Source organism: Flavobacterium galactosidilyticum, assembly GCF_020911945.1.
GTDB classification, from domain to species: Bacteria; Bacteroidota; Bacteroidia; order Flavobacteriales; family Flavobacteriaceae; genus Flavobacterium; species Flavobacterium galactosidilyticum.
Genome location: NZ_CP087135.1, coordinates 297,786 through 315,017, shown reverse-complemented (window position 1 = coordinate 315,017; position 17,232 = coordinate 297,786). Strand labels below are relative to the sequence as shown.

Genomic DNA, 17,232 nt, shown 5'->3' with positions numbered 1-17,232 from the left:
TTTCAATTAGTATGAAGAAAATTATAGAATCAATAAGTAATGTTTGGAAAATTGAGGAACTAAAAAACAGAATCTTAATAACTTTAGGAATTCTTTTAGTTTATCGTTTTGGAGCTCACGTTACACTTCCAGGAATTGACGCAACTCAATTAACAAGTTTAGCTGGTCAAACCAAAAATGGTATCGGATCTATTTTAGATATGTTTACTGGAGGTGCTTTTTCTAAAGCTTCCGTTTTTGCCTTGGGCATAATGCCATATATTTCTGCTTCTATTGTTGTTCAGTTAATGGGGATTGCAATTCCTTATTTGCAAAAACTTCAGAGTGATGGAGAAAGCGGTAGAAAAAAGATTAATCAAATTACTCGTTGGTTGACAATTGCAATTACGTTAGTTCAAGGTCCAACTTATATCTATAATTTGTATAGAACATTACCTGGTAATGCATTTTTACTAGGGTTCAATTCATTCGAATTTTTGTTTTCATCAGTGGTTATTTTAGTTACAGGTACAATATTTGCCATGTGGTTAGGAGAAAAAATTACTGATAAGGGAATTGGAAATGGAATATCATTATTGATTATGGTTGGTATTTTGGCTAGATTGCCAGAGGCTTTTATTCAAGAGGCGACAAGTAGGATTACTAATAATAATGGTGGTCCAATGTTGTTGATTATTGAAATCATCGTTTGGTTATTAGTTATTATTTGTTGTGTATTACTTGTTATGGCTGTTAGGAAAATTCCTGTACAGTATGCGCGTCGTACAACTTCAGGTGATTTCGAACAAGACATGTTGAATGGTAACAGACAATGGATTCCTCTGAAGCTTAATGCTTCAGGAGTTATGCCAATCATCTTTGCTCAAGCAATTATGTTTATACCAGCTGCTTTAGCCGGTTTGTCAAAATCTGATGCATCACAGTCTGTAGTTGGTGCTTTTAGTAACATGTTTGGTTTTTGGTATAATTTAGTATTTGCAACTTTAATAATTGTATTTACTTTCTTTTACACAGCCATTACTGTTCCTACTAATAAAATGTCGGACGATTTGAAGAGAAGCGGTGGTTTTATTCCAGGGATTCGTCCAGGAGTTGAAACTTCTGATTATCTTGACAAAGTGATGTCTTTAATAACTTTTCCAGGATCTTTATTTCTAGCTCTAATTGCTGTGTTCCCAGCAATAATTGTAAGTATAATGGATGTACAGCAATCTTGGGCAATGTTTTTTGGAGGTACTTCATTAATAATTATGGTTGGTGTTGCCATCGATACAATGCAGCAAATCAATTCATATTTGTTGAATAGACATTATGATGGTTTAATGAAAAGTGGAAAAAATAGAAAAGCAGTAGCTTAACTTTATGGCAAAACAATCAGCAATAGAACAAGACGGTTCAATAATTGAAGCATTATCAAATGCTATGTTCCGTGTAGAGTTAGAGAATGGACATATAGTAATCGCCCATATATCTGGAAAAATGCGTATGCATTACATCAAATTATTACCTGGTGATAAAGTGAAACTAGAAATGAGCCCTTACGATTTGTCAAAAGCAAGAATTACTTATAGATATTAAAGGATATTCAAAATGAAAGTTAGAGCTTCAGTAAAAAAGAGAAGTCCCGAGTGCAAAATTGTGCGAAGAAAAGGGAGATTGTACGTAATAAACAAAAAGAATCCTAGATTTAAACAAAGACAAGGATAATTATGGCAAGAATAGCAGGGGTAGATATCCCAAAAAACAAGAGAGGTGTTATAGCACTTACCTATATCTTTGGATTAGGAAAAAGTAGAGCTATTGAGATTTTAGAAAAAGCTCAAGTAAGCCAAGATAAAAAAGTTCAAGATTGGAATGACGACGAAATCGGAGCAATTCGTGAAGCTGTTGGAGTTTTCAAAATTGAAGGAGAATTACGTTCTGAAGTTTCTTTAAACATCAAACGTTTAATGGATATTGGATGTTATAGAGGTATCCGTCATAGATCTGGTCTTCCGTTAAGAGGACAAAGAACTAAAAACAACTCTAGAACTAGAAAAGGTAAAAGAAAAACTGTTGCTAACAAGAAAAAAGCAACTAAATAATAAGTAATATGGCTAAAGCAACTGCAAAAAAACGTAAAGTTATCGTTGAATCAACGGGAGAAGCTCATATTTCTGCTACTTTTAACAATATCATCATTTCTTTAACAAACAAAAAAGGTGAAGTTATTTCTTGGTCTTCAGCTGGAAAAATGGGTTTTAGAGGTTCTAAAAAGAACACTCCATACGCAGCCCAAATGGCAGCAGAAGATTGTAGTAAAGTAGCTCTTGAAGCTGGATTGAAAAAAGTTAAGGTTTATGTAAAAGGACCAGGAAACGGACGTGAGTCTGCTATCCGTTCTTTACATAACGGTGGAATTGAAGTTACAGAGATTATCGATGTTACTCCAATGCCTCACAACGGATGTCGTCCTCCAAAAAGACGTAGAGTTTAATAAAATATTTAAGTATAACTAGGTAGAATAAACGATTATCGAAGGATATGACCTGAATTCATAATCTCTACCTTAATAATTTTTAGAAATGGCAAGATATACTGGTCCAAAAACTAGAATTGCTCGTAAATTTGGCGAAGCAATATTCGGAGACGATAAAGCATTTGAAAGAAGAAGTTACCCACCTGGACAACACGGGATGGCTAAAAAAAGAGGTAAAAAATCTGAGTATGCAATCCAGTTAATGGAAAAGCAAAAAGCTAAATATTCGTACGGAATTTTAGAAAAACAATTCAGAGGTTTATTTAAAAAAGCATCAGCTACTAAAGGTGTTACTGGTGAAGTTCTTTTGCAATTATGTGAAGCAAGATTAGATAACGTAGTTTTTAGAATGGGTATTGCTCCTTCTAGAAGAGGTGCTAGACAATTAGTTTCTCATAGACATATTACTGTAAATGGTGATGTTGTTAATATCGCATCTTACCACCTTAAACCAGGTGACAAAGTTGCAGTTCGTGAAAAATCTAAATCTTTAGAGGCTATCGAACGTTCTTTATCTAATTCAAGTCATGTTTATGAGTGGATTACTTGGAACAATGACGTCAAAGAAGGTACTTTTGTTTCTGTACCAGCTAGACTTCAAATTCCAGAAAATATTAAAGAACAATTAATCGTAGAGTTGTACAACAAATAATAATTGACTTAGTCGAAATTTATGGCAATATTTAATTTTCAGAAGCCCGATAAAGTTATCATGATCGATTCAACCGATTTTGAAGGTAAATTTGAGTTTAGACCTTTAGAACCTGGTTACGGATTGACTGTTGGTAATGCACTTAGAAGAGTTTTGCTTTCAGCATTAGAAGGTTATGCAATTACATCTGTTCGCATTGAAGGTGTAGATCATGAGTTTTCTACTATTCCAGGAGTTGTTGAAGACGTTACCGAAATCATTCTTAATCTAAAACAAGTACGTTTCAAACGTCAAATTGAAGATATAGATAATGAAGCAGTTACTATTTCTGTTTCAGGTAAAGATCAATTAACAGCTGGTGATTTTCAAAAATTTCTTTCAGGTTTCCAAGTTCTGAATCCAGAACTAGTTATCTGTAATTTAGATAGTAAAATCAAACTGAATTTCGATTTAACAATCGAAAAAGGTAGAGGATATGTTCCTGCTGAGGAGAATAAAAAACAGAATGCTGCAATTGGAACTATTTTTACTGATTCAATTTTTACTCCGGTAAAAAATGTAAAATATGCTATTGAAAACTTCCGTGTAGAGCAAAAAACAGATTATGAAAAATTAGTTTTTGAAATTAAAACTGATGGTTCTATCAATCCAAAAGATGCTCTTACTGAAGCTGCAAAAGTTCTAATTCACCACTTCATGTTGTTCTCTGATGAAAGAATTACACTTGAGGCTGACGAAATTGCACAAACAGAATCGTATGATGAAGAATCATTACATATGAGACAATTGCTTAAAACTAAGCTTGTAGATATGGATCTTTCTGTGAGAGCATTAAATTGTTTGAAAGCGGCTGAAGTTGATACACTTGGTGATTTAGTATCGTTCAATAAAAATGACCTAATGAAATTCCGTAATTTTGGTAAAAAATCTTTAACTGAACTTGATGAACTTGTTGCAGTTAAAAATTTAAACTTCGGTATGGACTTAGCCAAATACAAATTAGATAAAGAATAAATTACTTCATATTTTGATCTCCAAAATGGATAGCATCAAGATGAAAGTATAAAAAAACACGTCATGAGACACGGAAAAAAATTCAACCACTTAAGCAGACAGACAGCGCATAGAAAATCTATGTTAGCTAATATGGCTTGTTCTCTTATCGAGCACAAACGTATTAACACTACTGTTGCTAAAGCGAAAGCGCTTAAACAATTTGTTGAGCCTTTAATAACAAAATCTAAATCTGATACGACTCACAATCGTCGTATCGTTTTTGCTTATTTACGTAGCAAATATGCGGTAACTGACTTGTTCAGAGACGTAGCTGCTAAAGTGGGTGACCGTCCAGGTGGATACACTCGTATCATTAAAGTTGGAAATCGTTTAGGAGATAATGCTGATATGGCAATGATCGAACTTGTAGATTTTAACGAACTTTACAATGGTGGTAAAAAAGAAGTTAAAAAAGCAAAAAGCCGTCGTGGTGCTAAAACTAAGAAGGCAGATGAAGCTACCGAAGCTGCAGCTGCTGAAACAGAAACTACTACTGACGCTGCTGAATAATTATGAAGATAATCATTCAATAAAAATTAAGGATAAGCTATTTATAGTTTATCCTTTTTTTTTGATTTTTTTTAGAAGAAGCCTAAATTTCAGAACATGGTTTGTCCTGCTGTTCGCTATATCTTCTTGCCCAAACTCTGGGCAATAAGGATGCCGCTTCCATCAGGGCTATGTTAGGAATGTTTACTTTCTAACAACTTTTATAAAGAAAGTTTAAAATCATATATTTCTTTAAATTTTTTGTTTTGGCTATTTTAATAAATTAAATTTGCACAATAATTAACTACAAGTGAAACGCGCTATGCGAGTTCTATAACACATTACAACATTTAGAAATCAACTAATGAAATACACAACAAGACAAAGCGCTATACTTTTACTAAGTGATGGAACTATTTTTCACGGGAAATCTATTGGTATCAGTGGAACTACTTTTGGAGAAGTTTGTTTTAATACAGGAATGACCGGTTACCAAGAAATTTTTACTGACCCTTCGTATTTTGGGCAGTTAATGGTAGCTACTAATGCACATATCGGAAATTATGGTGTAAATGATTCGGAAGTAGAATCACAAAGCATCAAAATTGCTGGATTAGTTTGTAAGAATTTCAGCTTTAATTATTCTCGTGAAGATGCTTCTGGAAGTTTAGAAGATTATTTTGTAAAGCAAAATCTTATTTGTATCTCTGATGTAGATACAAGAGCATTGGTTAGTTATATTCGTGATAACGGAGCTATGAATGCAGTAATTTGCACAGATGGTACTTCTGTTGAGAATTTGAAAATCGCTTTAGCTAATGTTCCGGACATGAAAGGTTTAGAACTGGCTTCTAAAGTTTCTACTAAAGAGGCATACTTTTACGGAGATGAGAATGCTACATACAAAATAGCTGCACTTGATTTAGGAATAAAGACTAACATATTACGTAATTTAGCTAAAAGAGATTGTTATATCAAGGTATTTCCGTACGATGCTACGTATCAAGATCTAGCCTCTTTTAATCCTGATGGTTTCTTTTTATCGAATGGTCCTGGAGATCCAGAACCACTATCTGGTGCTATTCAAGTTGCTAAAGAGATATTGGAAAATGACAAACCTTTATTCGGAATCTGTCTTGGGCACCAAGTGATTGGTTTGGCTAACGGTATTTCGACTTATAAAATGTTCAACGGTCATAGAGGAATCAATCACCCTGTAAAAAACATAATTAATGGTAAAGGTGAAGTTACTTCTCAAAATCACGGTTTTGCTGTCAACAAAGAAGAACTAGAAGCTAATGCTGATCTAGAAATTACACATCTTCATCTTAATGACGGAACTGTTGCTGGAATGCGCATGAAAAATAAAAATTGCTTCTCTGTTCAATATCATCCTGAGGCGAGTCCCGGTCCACACGATTCTTCTTATTTATTCGATCAATTTATTGAAAATATTAAGCGATAATTTTGGTCTGCTTTCAGGTGCAGAATTTATAGTATTTAGGGATTGGCTTTTGTAAAAAAGTCAATCCCTTTTTTTATGATCATTGATTAAATATGTTATTAAGAGTGCGAGGCCTAAGTAATTATATTCTGCATCTCGACTAAAGTATTTGGTGTGATTTTTACATAACGTGATTTAATGTTCTTAATGGCTATCTATAATTTTGATATTAGCCCTAATTATTATATCAGGATTATAATTTCTATTTGTGTTAGCTATAATTATTGTCGTTTTCTGGACAAACGGTTGCCTCGGGTTTTTAAAAAAGAATTACATCGTTTTCGTTAATAAGATTCATTGTTTTCATATTATGATTCAAAAAGATAGGATATATTTGTATTTTAAATTTAAAAATTTAGTATTATGAGTATAATTATCAAAATTCACGCAAGACAAATTTTCGATTCTAGAGGAAATCCTACTATAGAAGTAGATGTAGTAACAGACAACGGTGTTTTAGGAAGAGCAGCAGTTCCATCTGGAGCTTCTACTGGTGAGCATGAAGCTGTTGAGTTGCGTGATGGAGGAAAAGCGTATCTTGGAAAAGGGGTTTTAAATGCGGTGAAGAATGTTAATACACTTATTGCTGAAGAACTTTTAGGAGTATCCGTTTTCGAACAAAATCTTATTGATCAAATGATGATTGATTTAGACGGAACTGCAAACAAATCTAATTTAGGTGCAAATGCAATTTTAGGTGTATCTCTTGCTGTCGCTAAAGCAGCTGCAAATGAGTTAGGATTACCTTTATACAGATATGTAGGTGGTGTTTCAGCGAACACGTTGCCAGTTCCTATGATGAATATCATCAATGGAGGATCACACTCTGATGCGCCTATTGCGTTTCAAGAATTTATGATTTTTCCAGTTAAAGCCACTACTTTTTCTCAAGCCATGCAAATGGGAACTGAAATTTTTCACAGTTTGAAAAAAGTATTGCACGATAGAGGTCTTTCTACAGCTGTAGGTGATGAAGGTGGTTTTGCACCAAATCTTCCTGGTGGAACTGAAGATGCTTTAGATACAATCAAAAAAGCAGTTGAAAACGCTGGATATACTTTTGGAGATGAAATTATGATTGCTTTAGACTGTGCAGCTGCAGAGTTTTATGTTGATGGTAAGTATGACTATTCTAAGTTTGAAGGTGAAACTGGAAAGGTAAGATCATCGGCGGAGCAAGTAGATTATTTAGCTGAATTAGTAGCTAAATATCCAATTATCTCTATCGAAGATGGGATGGATGAAAATGACTGGGATGGATGGAAATTATTAACTGAGAAAATTGGTGATAAAGTACAATTAGTTGGTGATGATTTATTCGTTACTAATGTAGAGCGTTTGTCAACTGGTATCGAAAGAGGAATTGCTAACTCTATCCTTATTAAAGTAAACCAAATTGGAACTTTGACAGAGACTATTGCAGCGGTGAATATGGCTAAAAATGCAGGATACACTTCTGTAATGTCTCACCGTTCAGGAGAAACTGAAGATAACACAATCGCTGATTTAGCCGTAGCATTAAACTGTGGCCAAATCAAAACAGGTTCAGCATCTCGTTCTGATCGTATGGCTAAATACAATCAATTATTGAGAATTGAAGAAGAATTAGGAGATACTGCTTATTTTCCAGGAAAAAACGCATTCAAAATAAAATAATTTTTCGATATAATTTTTATCATAAAAAAACTGTTCCTCAAAAAGGAGCAGTTTTTTTGTTATATTTAACATATTCATTGTGTTATTCTCTTTTTATTTAATGCTAAATTCCCTAGATTTGGTAAATTATTATTTTTAAAAGTTATTTCAAATATATTATGTCGAAAACAGCAATATTAGAGGTTGATAGTGAGAAATTTGAACTACCTATTGTAGAAGGCAGTGAAAACGAGATTGGTATCGACATTAGTAAATTACGAGATTTATCAGGAATGATAACACTCGATCCAGGTTACAAAAATTCAGGTTCATGTACTAGTAAAATCACTTTCTTAGATGGTGAACTTGGAATTCTACGTTACAGAGGTTATTCAATTGAAGATTTAGCTGGAAAAGGCCATTTTCTTGAAGTTGCTTATTTAGTTATTTTTGGAGAGTTACCAACAGCAGTTCAATTAGAACAATTTGAAAAAGATATCAGAAGATATACTTTAGTCAATGAAGAAATGAAGAGCATCATTGATGGTTTTCCAAAAACAGCTCATCCAATGGGTGTGTTAGCTGCGTTGACAAGTGCATTGACTGCTTTTAATCCAAAATCAGTTAATGTTGATAATGAAAAAGAAATGTACGAAGCTGTTTGTAAAACAATGGCTAAATTCTTAGTTATTGCAACATGGACGTACAGAAAAAGCATGGGTTATCCTCTAAATTATTATGATAATACAAAAGGATATGTAGAGAATTTTATGCGATTAATGTTTGAATTGCCTAACGAACCTTACAAACCAAACCCAATTGTTGTAGATGCTTTAGATAAATTATTTATTCTACATGCTGATCACGAGCAAAACTGTTCTACATCAACTGTTAGAATGGTAGGTTCCTCACATGCAGGTTTATTTGCTTCAATTTCAGCTGGTGTTTCAGCACTTTGGGGACCTTTACATGGAGGCGCTAACCAAGCAGTGCTTGAAATGTTAGAAGAAATTCACAGAACTGGTGGTGATGCAGATAAATATTTGGCTAAAGCCAAAGATAAAAATGATCCATTCCGTTTGATGGGATTTGGTCATAGAGTCTATAAAAACTTCGATCCAAGAGCCAAAATTATCAAAAAAGCAGCTGACGAAGTATTATCAACTTTAGGAGTAGATGATCCAATTCTTGCTATTGCTAAGAAATTAGAGGCATCAGCACTTGTAGATGAGTATTTTGTTTCTAGAAAATTATATCCAAACGTAGATTTCTATTCTGGAATTATTTACAGAGCATTAGGAATCCCTACTGATATGTTTACAGTGATGTTTGCAATTGGACGTTTACCAGGTTGGATCGCACAATGGAAAGAAATGCGTGAAAATAAAGAACCGATAGGAAGACCTAGACAAATTTACACAGGACATCCGCTACGCGATTTTACACCCTCAGATAAAAGATAAATACAATTTCAAAAGCTTCACAAAATTGTGGAGCTTTTTTTATATTTGCTAAAAGTGGTATAAAGATGTTACAGTTAAATATAAATAATGAAACTTCCAGACTGAAAACTGTAGTTTTAGGTTCAGCGGTACATAATGGACCTACTCCAAAGGTTGAAGAGGCATACGACCCAAAATCATTAGAGCATATTTTAGCCGGCACTTACCCGCTTGAGAAAGATATGGTAAATGAAATGGAAGCTTTTAGTACGGTACTACAAAAATATAATGTTACCGTTTTTCGTCCAGAAATGATTGAGAACTACAATCAAATCTTTTCAAGAGATATCGGATTTGTTATTAACGATGTTTTTATAAAATCAAATATTTTACCGGAGCGAGAGCGAGAGCTAGAAGCGATTCAATATATTATTGACCAAATTAATCCTGATAAAGTAGTTAGACCACCAGAGGAAGCCCATATTGAAGGTGGCGATGTAATGTTGTGGAATGAATATATTTTCATTGGTACGTACAAAGGCAGTGATTACAAAGATTTCATCACGGCTCGAACAAATAAGGAAGGAGTTCAATATATTAAAGACTTATTTCCGAATAAAATTATCAAAGAATTTGATTTGATTAAATCTAAAAGTGAAGCTCGTGATAATGCTTTGCATTTGGACTGTTGTTTTCAACCAGTTGGGACGAACAAAGGAATTATTTACAAAAATGGTTTCCGCCAAGAGGCTGATTATTTATTTCTAGTGAAACTATTTGGCGAAAAGAATTTGTTTCACATTACACGAGAGGAAATGTATAATATGAATTCTAATGTTTTTTCTATTGACACGAATGTTGTAGTTTCAGAGAGAAATTTCACCCGATTGAATAATTGGTTGCGCTCAAACGGTTTTGTAGTTGAAGAAATTCCTTATGCAGAAATTGCAAAGCAAGAAGGATTATTGCGCTGTTCTACTTTGCCTTTAATTAGAGAATAAATATTTGTTTACGGTTTAAAGTTTAATGTTGTTCAATAGTAAACTTTAAATTATTAAACATTAAACTAAAAAGATATGAAACAAACAACAAATTCTATAGTAATGATTCGCCCTGTAGCGTTTCGAATGAATGAGCAAACCGCAGTGAATAATTATTATCAAAAAGTATTAGATGGACTTTTGCCAGCGACTGTAAATGCTAAAGCACAACAAGAGTTTGACACTTTTGTCGAAAAATTACGTGCAGTTGGTGTTGATGTAACTGTGGTTGATGATACTTTAGATCCAGATACGCCAGATAGTATTTTTCCAAATAACTGGATTTCTTTTCATGAAAATGGAGATGTAGCAATGTATCCCATGTTTGCTGAAAATCGCCGTGCAGAGCGCCGTGAAGAAATATTAGATATATTGGAAGACAAAGGTTTTGTAATCAATAATATCGTAGACTATACTTCGGCTGAGGAAGATGGTTTTTATCTAGAAGGAACAGGAAGCTTGCTTTTAGATAGAGAAAACAATAAAGCCTATTGTGCTTTGTCTCCTAGAGCTGATGAAGAATTGTTTATCGAATTCTGTGAGGATTTTGATTATGCTCCAGTTATTTTTGAAGCTTTTCAAACTGTTGATGGGGAACGAAAACTGATTTACCACACTAATGTAATGATGTGCTTAGGTGAAACTTTTGCGGTAATTTGTGCGGAATGTATTGATGACAAGAAAGAGCGTAAAATGGTTCTTGATAATCTGAAAGAAAATAATAAAGAAATCATTTTGATCACTGAAGCTCAAGTAAACACTTTTGCTGGAAACATGCTAGAAGTGCGAGGGGCTAATGATAAAAGATATTTAGTTATGAGTGCCGCTGCGCATCAATGTTTGACTCCTGCACAAATTCAGCAATTAGAAAAACATGCTGAAATACTGAGTTCAAGTTTTGATACCATAGAGGCTTGCGGTGGTGGAAGTGCAAGATGTATGATGGCGGAAGTTTTCTTGCCAACAAACTAACTTTTCAGCGCTATGATGGCTTTTAATTCTTTTCAGCGCATTTTTTTATTCCAAATGGAGTTTTGCACATTTAGCGAAAATTGCCTTAGCTTTTAAAATTTTTAGCCACAGATTTGTATGATTAGAAGGATTAAGTCTGTCTAAGTCAATTTAATCTGTGGCTAATTTTTGATTTTTTTTAAAATGTACTCTTTATAGACTATCAGTCTTAAATAGCAAACTTAGAAAAGTTCGGTCCGCACTAGTTTGTTACAAATTAGTTTTTATAATATTGATAATCGCGCTTACAATATATTGTATTCCTATTGCGATTACTATAAAGCCAACTATTCTTGAGATAGCAACAATCCCCGAAGCACCAAGGATTTTAGCTAAATAATGAGCACTTCTTAATATTACAAAAATAGTAACAGCAATAGCAAGAATCGCTAGTGTAGAAAGGATTATTTCTTGTGTAGAATTGTGTTCTTGGTAAAATGCAATAAGTAAGGAAATTGAACCAGGGCCAGCAAGCATAGGAATTGCCAGAGGTGTTAAGGCAATGTCGTTTCGTTTTTGTGCGTCTGTTTCCGCTTTTTTGCTAATACCTCTCTTTTTATTAAACTTTCCAGAAAGTAATGAAAATCCCGAATTCACAATTATAATTCCTCCGGCAATTCGCAAAGCGTCAATACTGATGCCAAAGAAAATCAAAACATATTGTCCAATAAAAAAGGAAACAATCAAAATGATAAAAACATTGATAGCCGTCCATAAGGAAATTCTAGAACGCTCCTTTTTTGTGTCGTGTTGAGTTAACCCTACAAAAATAGGAACCGTACCGATTGGGTTTAATACGGAGAAAAGAGCGACAAATAGGTAAGTAAATAAATCCATGATATGTTTTTAACAGCGCAAAAATACTCTTTTTTTATGTTTTAATGTTAAGCTATTGTTTTTATTGATTTTGCAACTAAAACTTAAAATTGGGAAACGAACAATCCTTTTTGATTACTTTTGCTGAATACAATTACAGAAAATGATAAAGAGTAAAAAAACCTTGGTTCTTGGCGCTACAACAAAGCCAGACAGATACGCATTCAAAGCAGTGACTATGCTAGTAGATAAAGGACATTCAGTGCTTGCGCTAGGTCAAAATGCAGGTGAAGTTGCGGGTGTGAAAATTCAAACTAAAGCGATTCCACTTAAAAATATTGATACCGTTACCTTGTATCTTAATCCTACCCGTCAGCGTGACTACTATAATTATATAGTAGAAGCAAAACCAAAGCGAGTAATTTTTAATCCTGGAACTGAAAATCCAGAATTCTATCAATTATTGAAACTAAACGACATTAAAGTTGAAGTAGCTTGCACTTTGGTAATGCTGACTACAAATCAATATTAAATTTTTTAGGAGCTTTTCTCAGCTTTCCGCTGTATCTTTTCTTGTTCCGTTTTGTCAAACGGAACAAGAAAAAGGATGCCGCTGTAATCTTGGCTAAAAGTATGGCTCCAACTTCTTCATGACTTTTTTTCGCAAGGGTCATAAATCAATGACAACTCCCATTCGCTTTAGAATAATCAATTAGGTATAGATTCAATTTTCAACATTCTTCAAATCGATTTTACTATAAATACCTCTTGCAAACTCATGTTTTCAAAGCTAAACTACATTTCAAAATTCCTCATTTAGTGTGTTTTTAAAATGACAAAAACTGTGAACAGTATCATTTTTTGTCAGTATACAAGCATATAAATATTCTTTAAATTTTCAAAATATCTAATTTGCAAATTGATTACTTTTGCTTTTATGGAATTTTCTTCAAAATTAATAGAAAAAGCAGTAAATGAAATGTCTCAGCTACCCGGTATTGGTAAAAGGACAGCACTGCGATTGGTTTTACATTTATTAAAACAACCTAAAGAGCAAACAGGATTTTTATCTCAGGCCTTAGTTGCTATGCGCGAGGATATCAAGTATTGTGCAAGTTGTCATAATATTTCTGACAGTACAATGTGCGAAATTTGTGCAAACAAAAACCGAAATCATCAAATAGTTTGCATTGTAGAGGATATTCGTGATGTTATGGCAATTGAAAATACAGGACAGTTTAGAGGTATTTATCACGTTCTTGGGGGTAAAATTTCTCCTATTGATGGTGTTGGTCCAAGCCAATTAAATATAAGTTCTTTAGTTGAAAAAGTAAAATCAGGTGTTGTAAATGAAATCATTTTTGCTTTAAGCTCAACAATGGAGGGTGATACCACCAATTTTTATATTTATAAACAAATAAATGACTGTGAAATAATTATTTCAACAATCGCCCGTGGAATTTCAGTTGGAGACGAGCTGGAATATGCTGATGAAGTCACCTTAGGACGAAGTATTTTGCACAGAGTACCATTCGAAAAAAGTTTTAAGAATAATTAATACATGATAAAGATTAGCGATGCTTTTATTTTATAAATGAAAAGCTATATTTGTCGCTTAAATAAATAGTAAAAATGAGCAGATACGTACTCTATATATCCTTAGTTATCAGTTTTTTACTTTCTTCTTGTATTCCAACAAGAGATTTAATTTACCTTCAAAAAAAAGATAATTCAGAGCCAGAAACGATGATTTCAGCTGTTGAAACTAAACCCTATCGACTACAGATTAATGATGTTTTAAGTATTACAATAAAAGCTAGCGATCCAAAATTAGTTAGTATTTTTAATCCTTCAAGTAATGATGCTTCTGCAGGTAAATCAGAAACGGGATTGTATTTTGATGGGTTTACAGTGGATGACCATGGGAATATAAGATTTCCAGTTTTAGGCGAAATAAATGTAATTGGTTACACCTTAGATGAAGTCAGAGCACGTGTTGAAAAACAATTGCTTGCGGAATATTTCAATAAAGAAGCTAATATATTCGTAACCGTTAAACTTGCTGGTTTTCGTTATACCATCAATGGAGAAATAGGTAGTCCAGGAACTAAGAGTTTGTTTCAGGAACACGTAAATATTATGGAGGCCATCGCTAATGCTGGAGATATTACTATAACAGGAAATAGAAAAGCAGTTACAATTATGCGAAAAACACCAACTGGAGTTGAAATGCACGATATAGATCTTACGGACATTAATGCAATGAAGTCACCTTATTTTTACTTACAGCCAAATGATTACGTGTATATCAAACCGCTGAAACAGAAAACTTGGGGAACTGGAAAAACAGGGATAGAGTCATTGGGAACAATTATTACTTTATTATCTTTAGCCACCACGACTTTTTTACTATTAAAAAGATAAAAACTGAAAATATAAATGTTAGATATAAAAGATTTTTCGATTTTTGAAAATCAAGTTAGCTTTGACTTTAAAGGGTTTTTAATAAAAATCGGAAGTTATTGGAAATGGTTTTTGATTAGTTTGCTAATCGCCTTTACTGTTGCTTACCAAGTGAACATACGCAAGGAGAAAATCTATGGTATGGAAACACTTATTTCTATAAAAGAGGAAAGTAATCCTCTTTTTACGTCAAATACGAGTTTGGTTTTTAATTGGGGTGGTACTTCAGATCAGGTTCAAACTATTTCAACAACATTGCAATCGCGCTCACACAATGAGTTAGTGGTCGACAAGCTGCAGTACTACATTGATTATTTGGTTCAGGGTAAATATAATTTAGTTGATGCTTATGGAGCAGTTCCGTTTTCTGTAGGAATTAACAAATCTAAAGGGCAACTTGCAGGTACATTAATTGGGATTAAGTTTTTGAGTGAAAACGAATATGAGATTAGAATCTCATTTGAAAATCCAAGCGTTTCAATACTTACGTATTCTAATAACACCTATAGTAATACAGCTGTTGCAACTGGTGATTTTGTCAAAAAGTATAAAGTAGGCCAGCAGGTATCGTTACCTTTCTTAAATTGGAAACTACAAATGAATGACAATCCTGGTATTTATAAAGGAAACGAGTATTTTGTACGATTTAATGATTTCAACGGAACAGTATCTGCGTATAGAGGGATAAATGTTCGAACAGATGATAAAGGTGGCTCTATTGTTACCTTAGGAATGCAAGGAACTAATAAAGCAAGAATGGTAGAGTATTTGAATTCTACTGTTAAAATGCTTATTAAAAGGCAACTTGATAGTAAAAACCAATTTGCAACAAACACTATTTCCTTTATCGATAGCACCTTAGTAGCAATGGAATCGCAATTAAAGGAAACAGGAAATGAATTAAAATCATTTAGAAAAGGTAAAAACATCTACGATATCGAGGAAGGTGGAGCTAAATTCTCAGAGAAAATTTTAGAGTTTGATGTCAAAAAGGACGAGGTTAATCGCAAAGTAGCTTATTATAATTCCCTTAAAGCGTACTTGAAAAACAGCGTTAATTATGCTAAACTTCCAGCTCCTTCTGTAGCAGGAATTGAAGATCCTAATATTGTTGTTAATGTTTCAAAGCTGATTGCACTCTCTACACAGCGATCTGAAATGGCTTATGCGGTAAAAAGTGATAAGATCTTCAATGATTTTGATAATCAAATGGAAGCGGTAAAAAATGTGCTTCTCGAAAATATAGCAACTGCAAAATCTTCTTTACAGTATGATCTAGCTATGGTGAGTAGTAAAATTAACGAAACGGAAAGCACGATAAGGCAATTGCCTGAGGATCAGCAAGAGCTAATTAAGATTAAAAGGAAGTATGATTTAAGTGATAACATTTACAGCACTTTTCTTCAAAAGAGAAGCGAGGCAGATATTGTAAAAGCGGCTAATTTGTCAGATGTACATTTTATTGACCCTGCAAAGGATGTTGGTGGTGGATTGATTGGTCCAAAAACTTCTGTTAATTATGTTCTGGCCTTGTTTCTGGGTATTCTTATTCCATTGCTATTTGTTTTTGCCATTTTCTTTATTAATAATTCAGTTCAAAATGCTGAGGATATTAGTAAATTGACTAAAATTCCGCTGATTGGTGTGGTTGGTGTAAATAAAGAAAACACCAATTTAGCTGTTTTTGATAAGCCAAAATCAGCATTATCGGAGTCTTTTAGGGCGATCCGATCTTCACTTCAGTTTTTGTACAAAATGCAAAATGTTGATGGTGCCAAAACCTTGATGATTACTTCGTCAATAAGTGGTGAGGGTAAAACATTTTGTTCGATAAACATCGCTACCGTTTTTGCTTTAAGCGAGAAAAAAACAGTAATAATTGGTCTTGATTTGCGAAAACCTAAATTAGCTGCGGAGTTTAATTTAACAAATGAAGTTGGAGTAGTTAACTATTTAATCAAACAAAAAACGATTGATGAAATTATAAACCACACGCACATTCCGTATTTAGATGTTATTTTATCAGGTCCTGTACCGCCTAATCCTTCAGAGATGATTATAAGCGTAGGTATGAGTGAACTAATTGAAGAACTTAAGAAAAAATACGATTATATTATACTGGATACGCCACCAGTTGGCTTGGTTTCTGATGCATTGGAACTGACCCATTTTTGTGATGTAACATTATATATCGTAAGACAGAATTTTACTAAAAAGGAAATGATTTCGTTGTTAAATAATCGTGTAAAACGCGGTGAGCTAAATAACACCAGTATTATACTGAACGGTTTAGAAAATAAAGCGAAATACGGAACAGGTTATGGATACGGTTACGGTTATGGCGCTTATGCTAATGGCTATTATGAAGAAGACAAATCCGCAAGTGTTTATCAAAAGATAGCTAAAAAGATAACAAAGAAATTAACGTAGTAGTTGTTAGTTGTTTTCCGTTATCTGTGTTTTAAAATTGTTTTCAGTTTTTTTTGTGATTGTTATTAATTTATAAAATACAAGATTGAGAATCAATAACACTGAGGCACAAAGTACCGAAAACCGACAACGAAAAACCGACGACTGAAATCGTAAATCAAAACTCATATAACCGA

Annotated in this window: 18 protein-coding genes; 17 read left to right on the top strand and 1 reads right to left on the bottom strand. The window is 33.5% G+C overall.

The features are described 5' to 3' along the window. Positions 1 to 11: 11 nt before the first annotated feature. From secY to ctlX, 13 genes are all read left to right on the top strand, one after another. Positions 12 to 1,358, top strand: coding sequence for a preprotein translocase subunit SecY (secY, locus tag LNP27_RS01385; protein WP_229942755.1), 1,347 nt, complete (start codon positions 12 to 14; stop codon positions 1,356 to 1,358). A 4-nt stretch (positions 1,359 to 1,362) separates the two neighbouring features. Further along, positions 1,363 to 1,578 carry a translation initiation factor IF-1 gene (gene infA / locus LNP27_RS01380; protein WP_007136545.1) on the top strand — a complete coding sequence of 72 codons (216 nt, stop codon included), beginning with the start codon at positions 1,363 to 1,365 and terminating at the stop codon, positions 1,576 to 1,578. Positions 1,579 to 1,590: 12 nt separating this feature from the next. Next, complete coding sequence (ykgO, locus tag LNP27_RS01375) at positions 1,591 to 1,707, top strand: type B 50S ribosomal protein L36 (RefSeq protein ID WP_008992256.1); 117 nt, start codon at positions 1,591 to 1,593, stop codon at positions 1,705 to 1,707. Positions 1,708 to 1,709: 2 nt separating this feature from the next. Then, a complete protein-coding gene (gene rpsM / locus LNP27_RS01370; protein ID WP_072992272.1) occupies positions 1,710 to 2,084 on the top strand; it encodes a 30S ribosomal protein S13 in 375 nt (124 codons plus the stop codon). A gap of 8 nt (positions 2,085 to 2,092) precedes the next feature. Continuing rightward, positions 2,093 to 2,476 (top strand): 30S ribosomal protein S11, encoded by a 384-nt coding sequence (rpsK, locus tag LNP27_RS01365; RefSeq protein WP_024981527.1) that lies wholly within the window; start codon positions 2,093 to 2,095, stop codon positions 2,474 to 2,476. Positions 2,477 to 2,564: 88 nt separating this feature from the next. Beyond that, a complete protein-coding gene (rpsD, locus tag LNP27_RS01360) occupies positions 2,565 to 3,170 on the top strand; it encodes a 30S ribosomal protein S4 (RefSeq protein ID WP_066334062.1) in 606 nt (201 codons plus the stop codon). A gap of 21 nt (positions 3,171 to 3,191) precedes the next feature. Beyond that, positions 3,192 to 4,184 (top strand): DNA-directed RNA polymerase subunit alpha, encoded by a 993-nt coding sequence (locus tag LNP27_RS01355; protein WP_229942754.1) that lies wholly within the window; start codon positions 3,192 to 3,194, stop codon positions 4,182 to 4,184. A 63-nt stretch (positions 4,185 to 4,247) separates the two neighbouring features. Further along, positions 4,248 to 4,736, top strand: a complete 489-nt coding sequence (gene rplQ, locus LNP27_RS01350) for a 50S ribosomal protein L17 (protein ID WP_229942753.1) — start codon at positions 4,248 to 4,250, stop codon at positions 4,734 to 4,736. A 343-nt stretch (positions 4,737 to 5,079) separates the two neighbouring features. Further along, positions 5,080 to 6,180, top strand: coding sequence for a glutamine-hydrolyzing carbamoyl-phosphate synthase small subunit (gene carA / locus LNP27_RS01345; protein ID WP_229942752.1), 1,101 nt, complete (start codon positions 5,080 to 5,082; stop codon positions 6,178 to 6,180). Between the two features lie 402 nt (positions 6,181 to 6,582). Continuing rightward, on the top strand, positions 6,583 to 7,875 hold the full coding sequence (gene eno, locus LNP27_RS01340; protein WP_229942751.1) for a phosphopyruvate hydratase: 1,293 nt from the start codon (positions 6,583 to 6,585) through the stop codon (positions 7,873 to 7,875). 158 nt (positions 7,876 to 8,033) lie between these two features. Then, complete coding sequence (locus LNP27_RS01335; RefSeq protein ID WP_229942750.1) at positions 8,034 to 9,317, top strand: citrate synthase; 1,284 nt, start codon at positions 8,034 to 8,036, stop codon at positions 9,315 to 9,317. Between the two features lie 65 nt (positions 9,318 to 9,382). Next, on the top strand, positions 9,383 to 10,297 hold the full coding sequence (locus tag LNP27_RS01330) for a dimethylarginine dimethylaminohydrolase family protein (RefSeq protein WP_229942749.1): 915 nt from the start codon (positions 9,383 to 9,385) through the stop codon (positions 10,295 to 10,297). Positions 10,298 to 10,372: 75 nt separating this feature from the next. Further along, the gene (gene ctlX, locus LNP27_RS01325; protein WP_229942748.1) at positions 10,373 to 11,308 is read left to right on the top strand and encodes a citrulline utilization hydrolase CtlX; all 936 of its coding nucleotides are present in this window, start codon (positions 10,373 to 10,375) and stop codon (positions 11,306 to 11,308) included. 249 nt (positions 11,309 to 11,557) lie between these two features. Here ctlX and LNP27_RS01320 read toward each other — a convergent pair whose 3' ends face one another. Beyond that, positions 11,558 to 12,184, bottom strand: a complete 627-nt coding sequence (locus LNP27_RS01320) for a MarC family NAAT transporter (protein ID WP_229942747.1) — start codon at positions 12,182 to 12,184, stop codon at positions 11,558 to 11,560. 145 nt (positions 12,185 to 12,329) lie between these two features. Here LNP27_RS01320 and LNP27_RS01315 point away from each other — a divergent pair, with 145 nt between their 5' ends. From LNP27_RS01315 to LNP27_RS01300, 4 genes are all read left to right on the top strand, one after another. Then, on the top strand, positions 12,330 to 12,695 hold the full coding sequence (locus LNP27_RS01315) for a CoA-binding protein (RefSeq protein ID WP_229944086.1): 366 nt from the start codon (positions 12,330 to 12,332) through the stop codon (positions 12,693 to 12,695). A gap of 405 nt (positions 12,696 to 13,100) precedes the next feature. Continuing rightward, positions 13,101 to 13,721 carry a recombination mediator RecR gene (gene recR / locus LNP27_RS01310; RefSeq protein WP_229942746.1) on the top strand — a complete coding sequence of 207 codons (621 nt, stop codon included), beginning with the start codon at positions 13,101 to 13,103 and terminating at the stop codon, positions 13,719 to 13,721. A 74-nt stretch (positions 13,722 to 13,795) separates the two neighbouring features. Then, positions 13,796 to 14,587 carry a polysaccharide biosynthesis/export family protein gene (locus LNP27_RS01305; protein WP_229942745.1) on the top strand — a complete coding sequence of 264 codons (792 nt, stop codon included), beginning with the start codon at positions 13,796 to 13,798 and terminating at the stop codon, positions 14,585 to 14,587. 15 nt (positions 14,588 to 14,602) lie between these two features. Continuing rightward, a complete protein-coding gene (locus LNP27_RS01300) occupies positions 14,603 to 17,056 on the top strand; it encodes a polysaccharide biosynthesis tyrosine autokinase (protein ID WP_229942744.1) in 2,454 nt (817 codons plus the stop codon). The last annotated feature ends 176 nt before the right edge of the window (positions 17,057 to 17,232 follow it).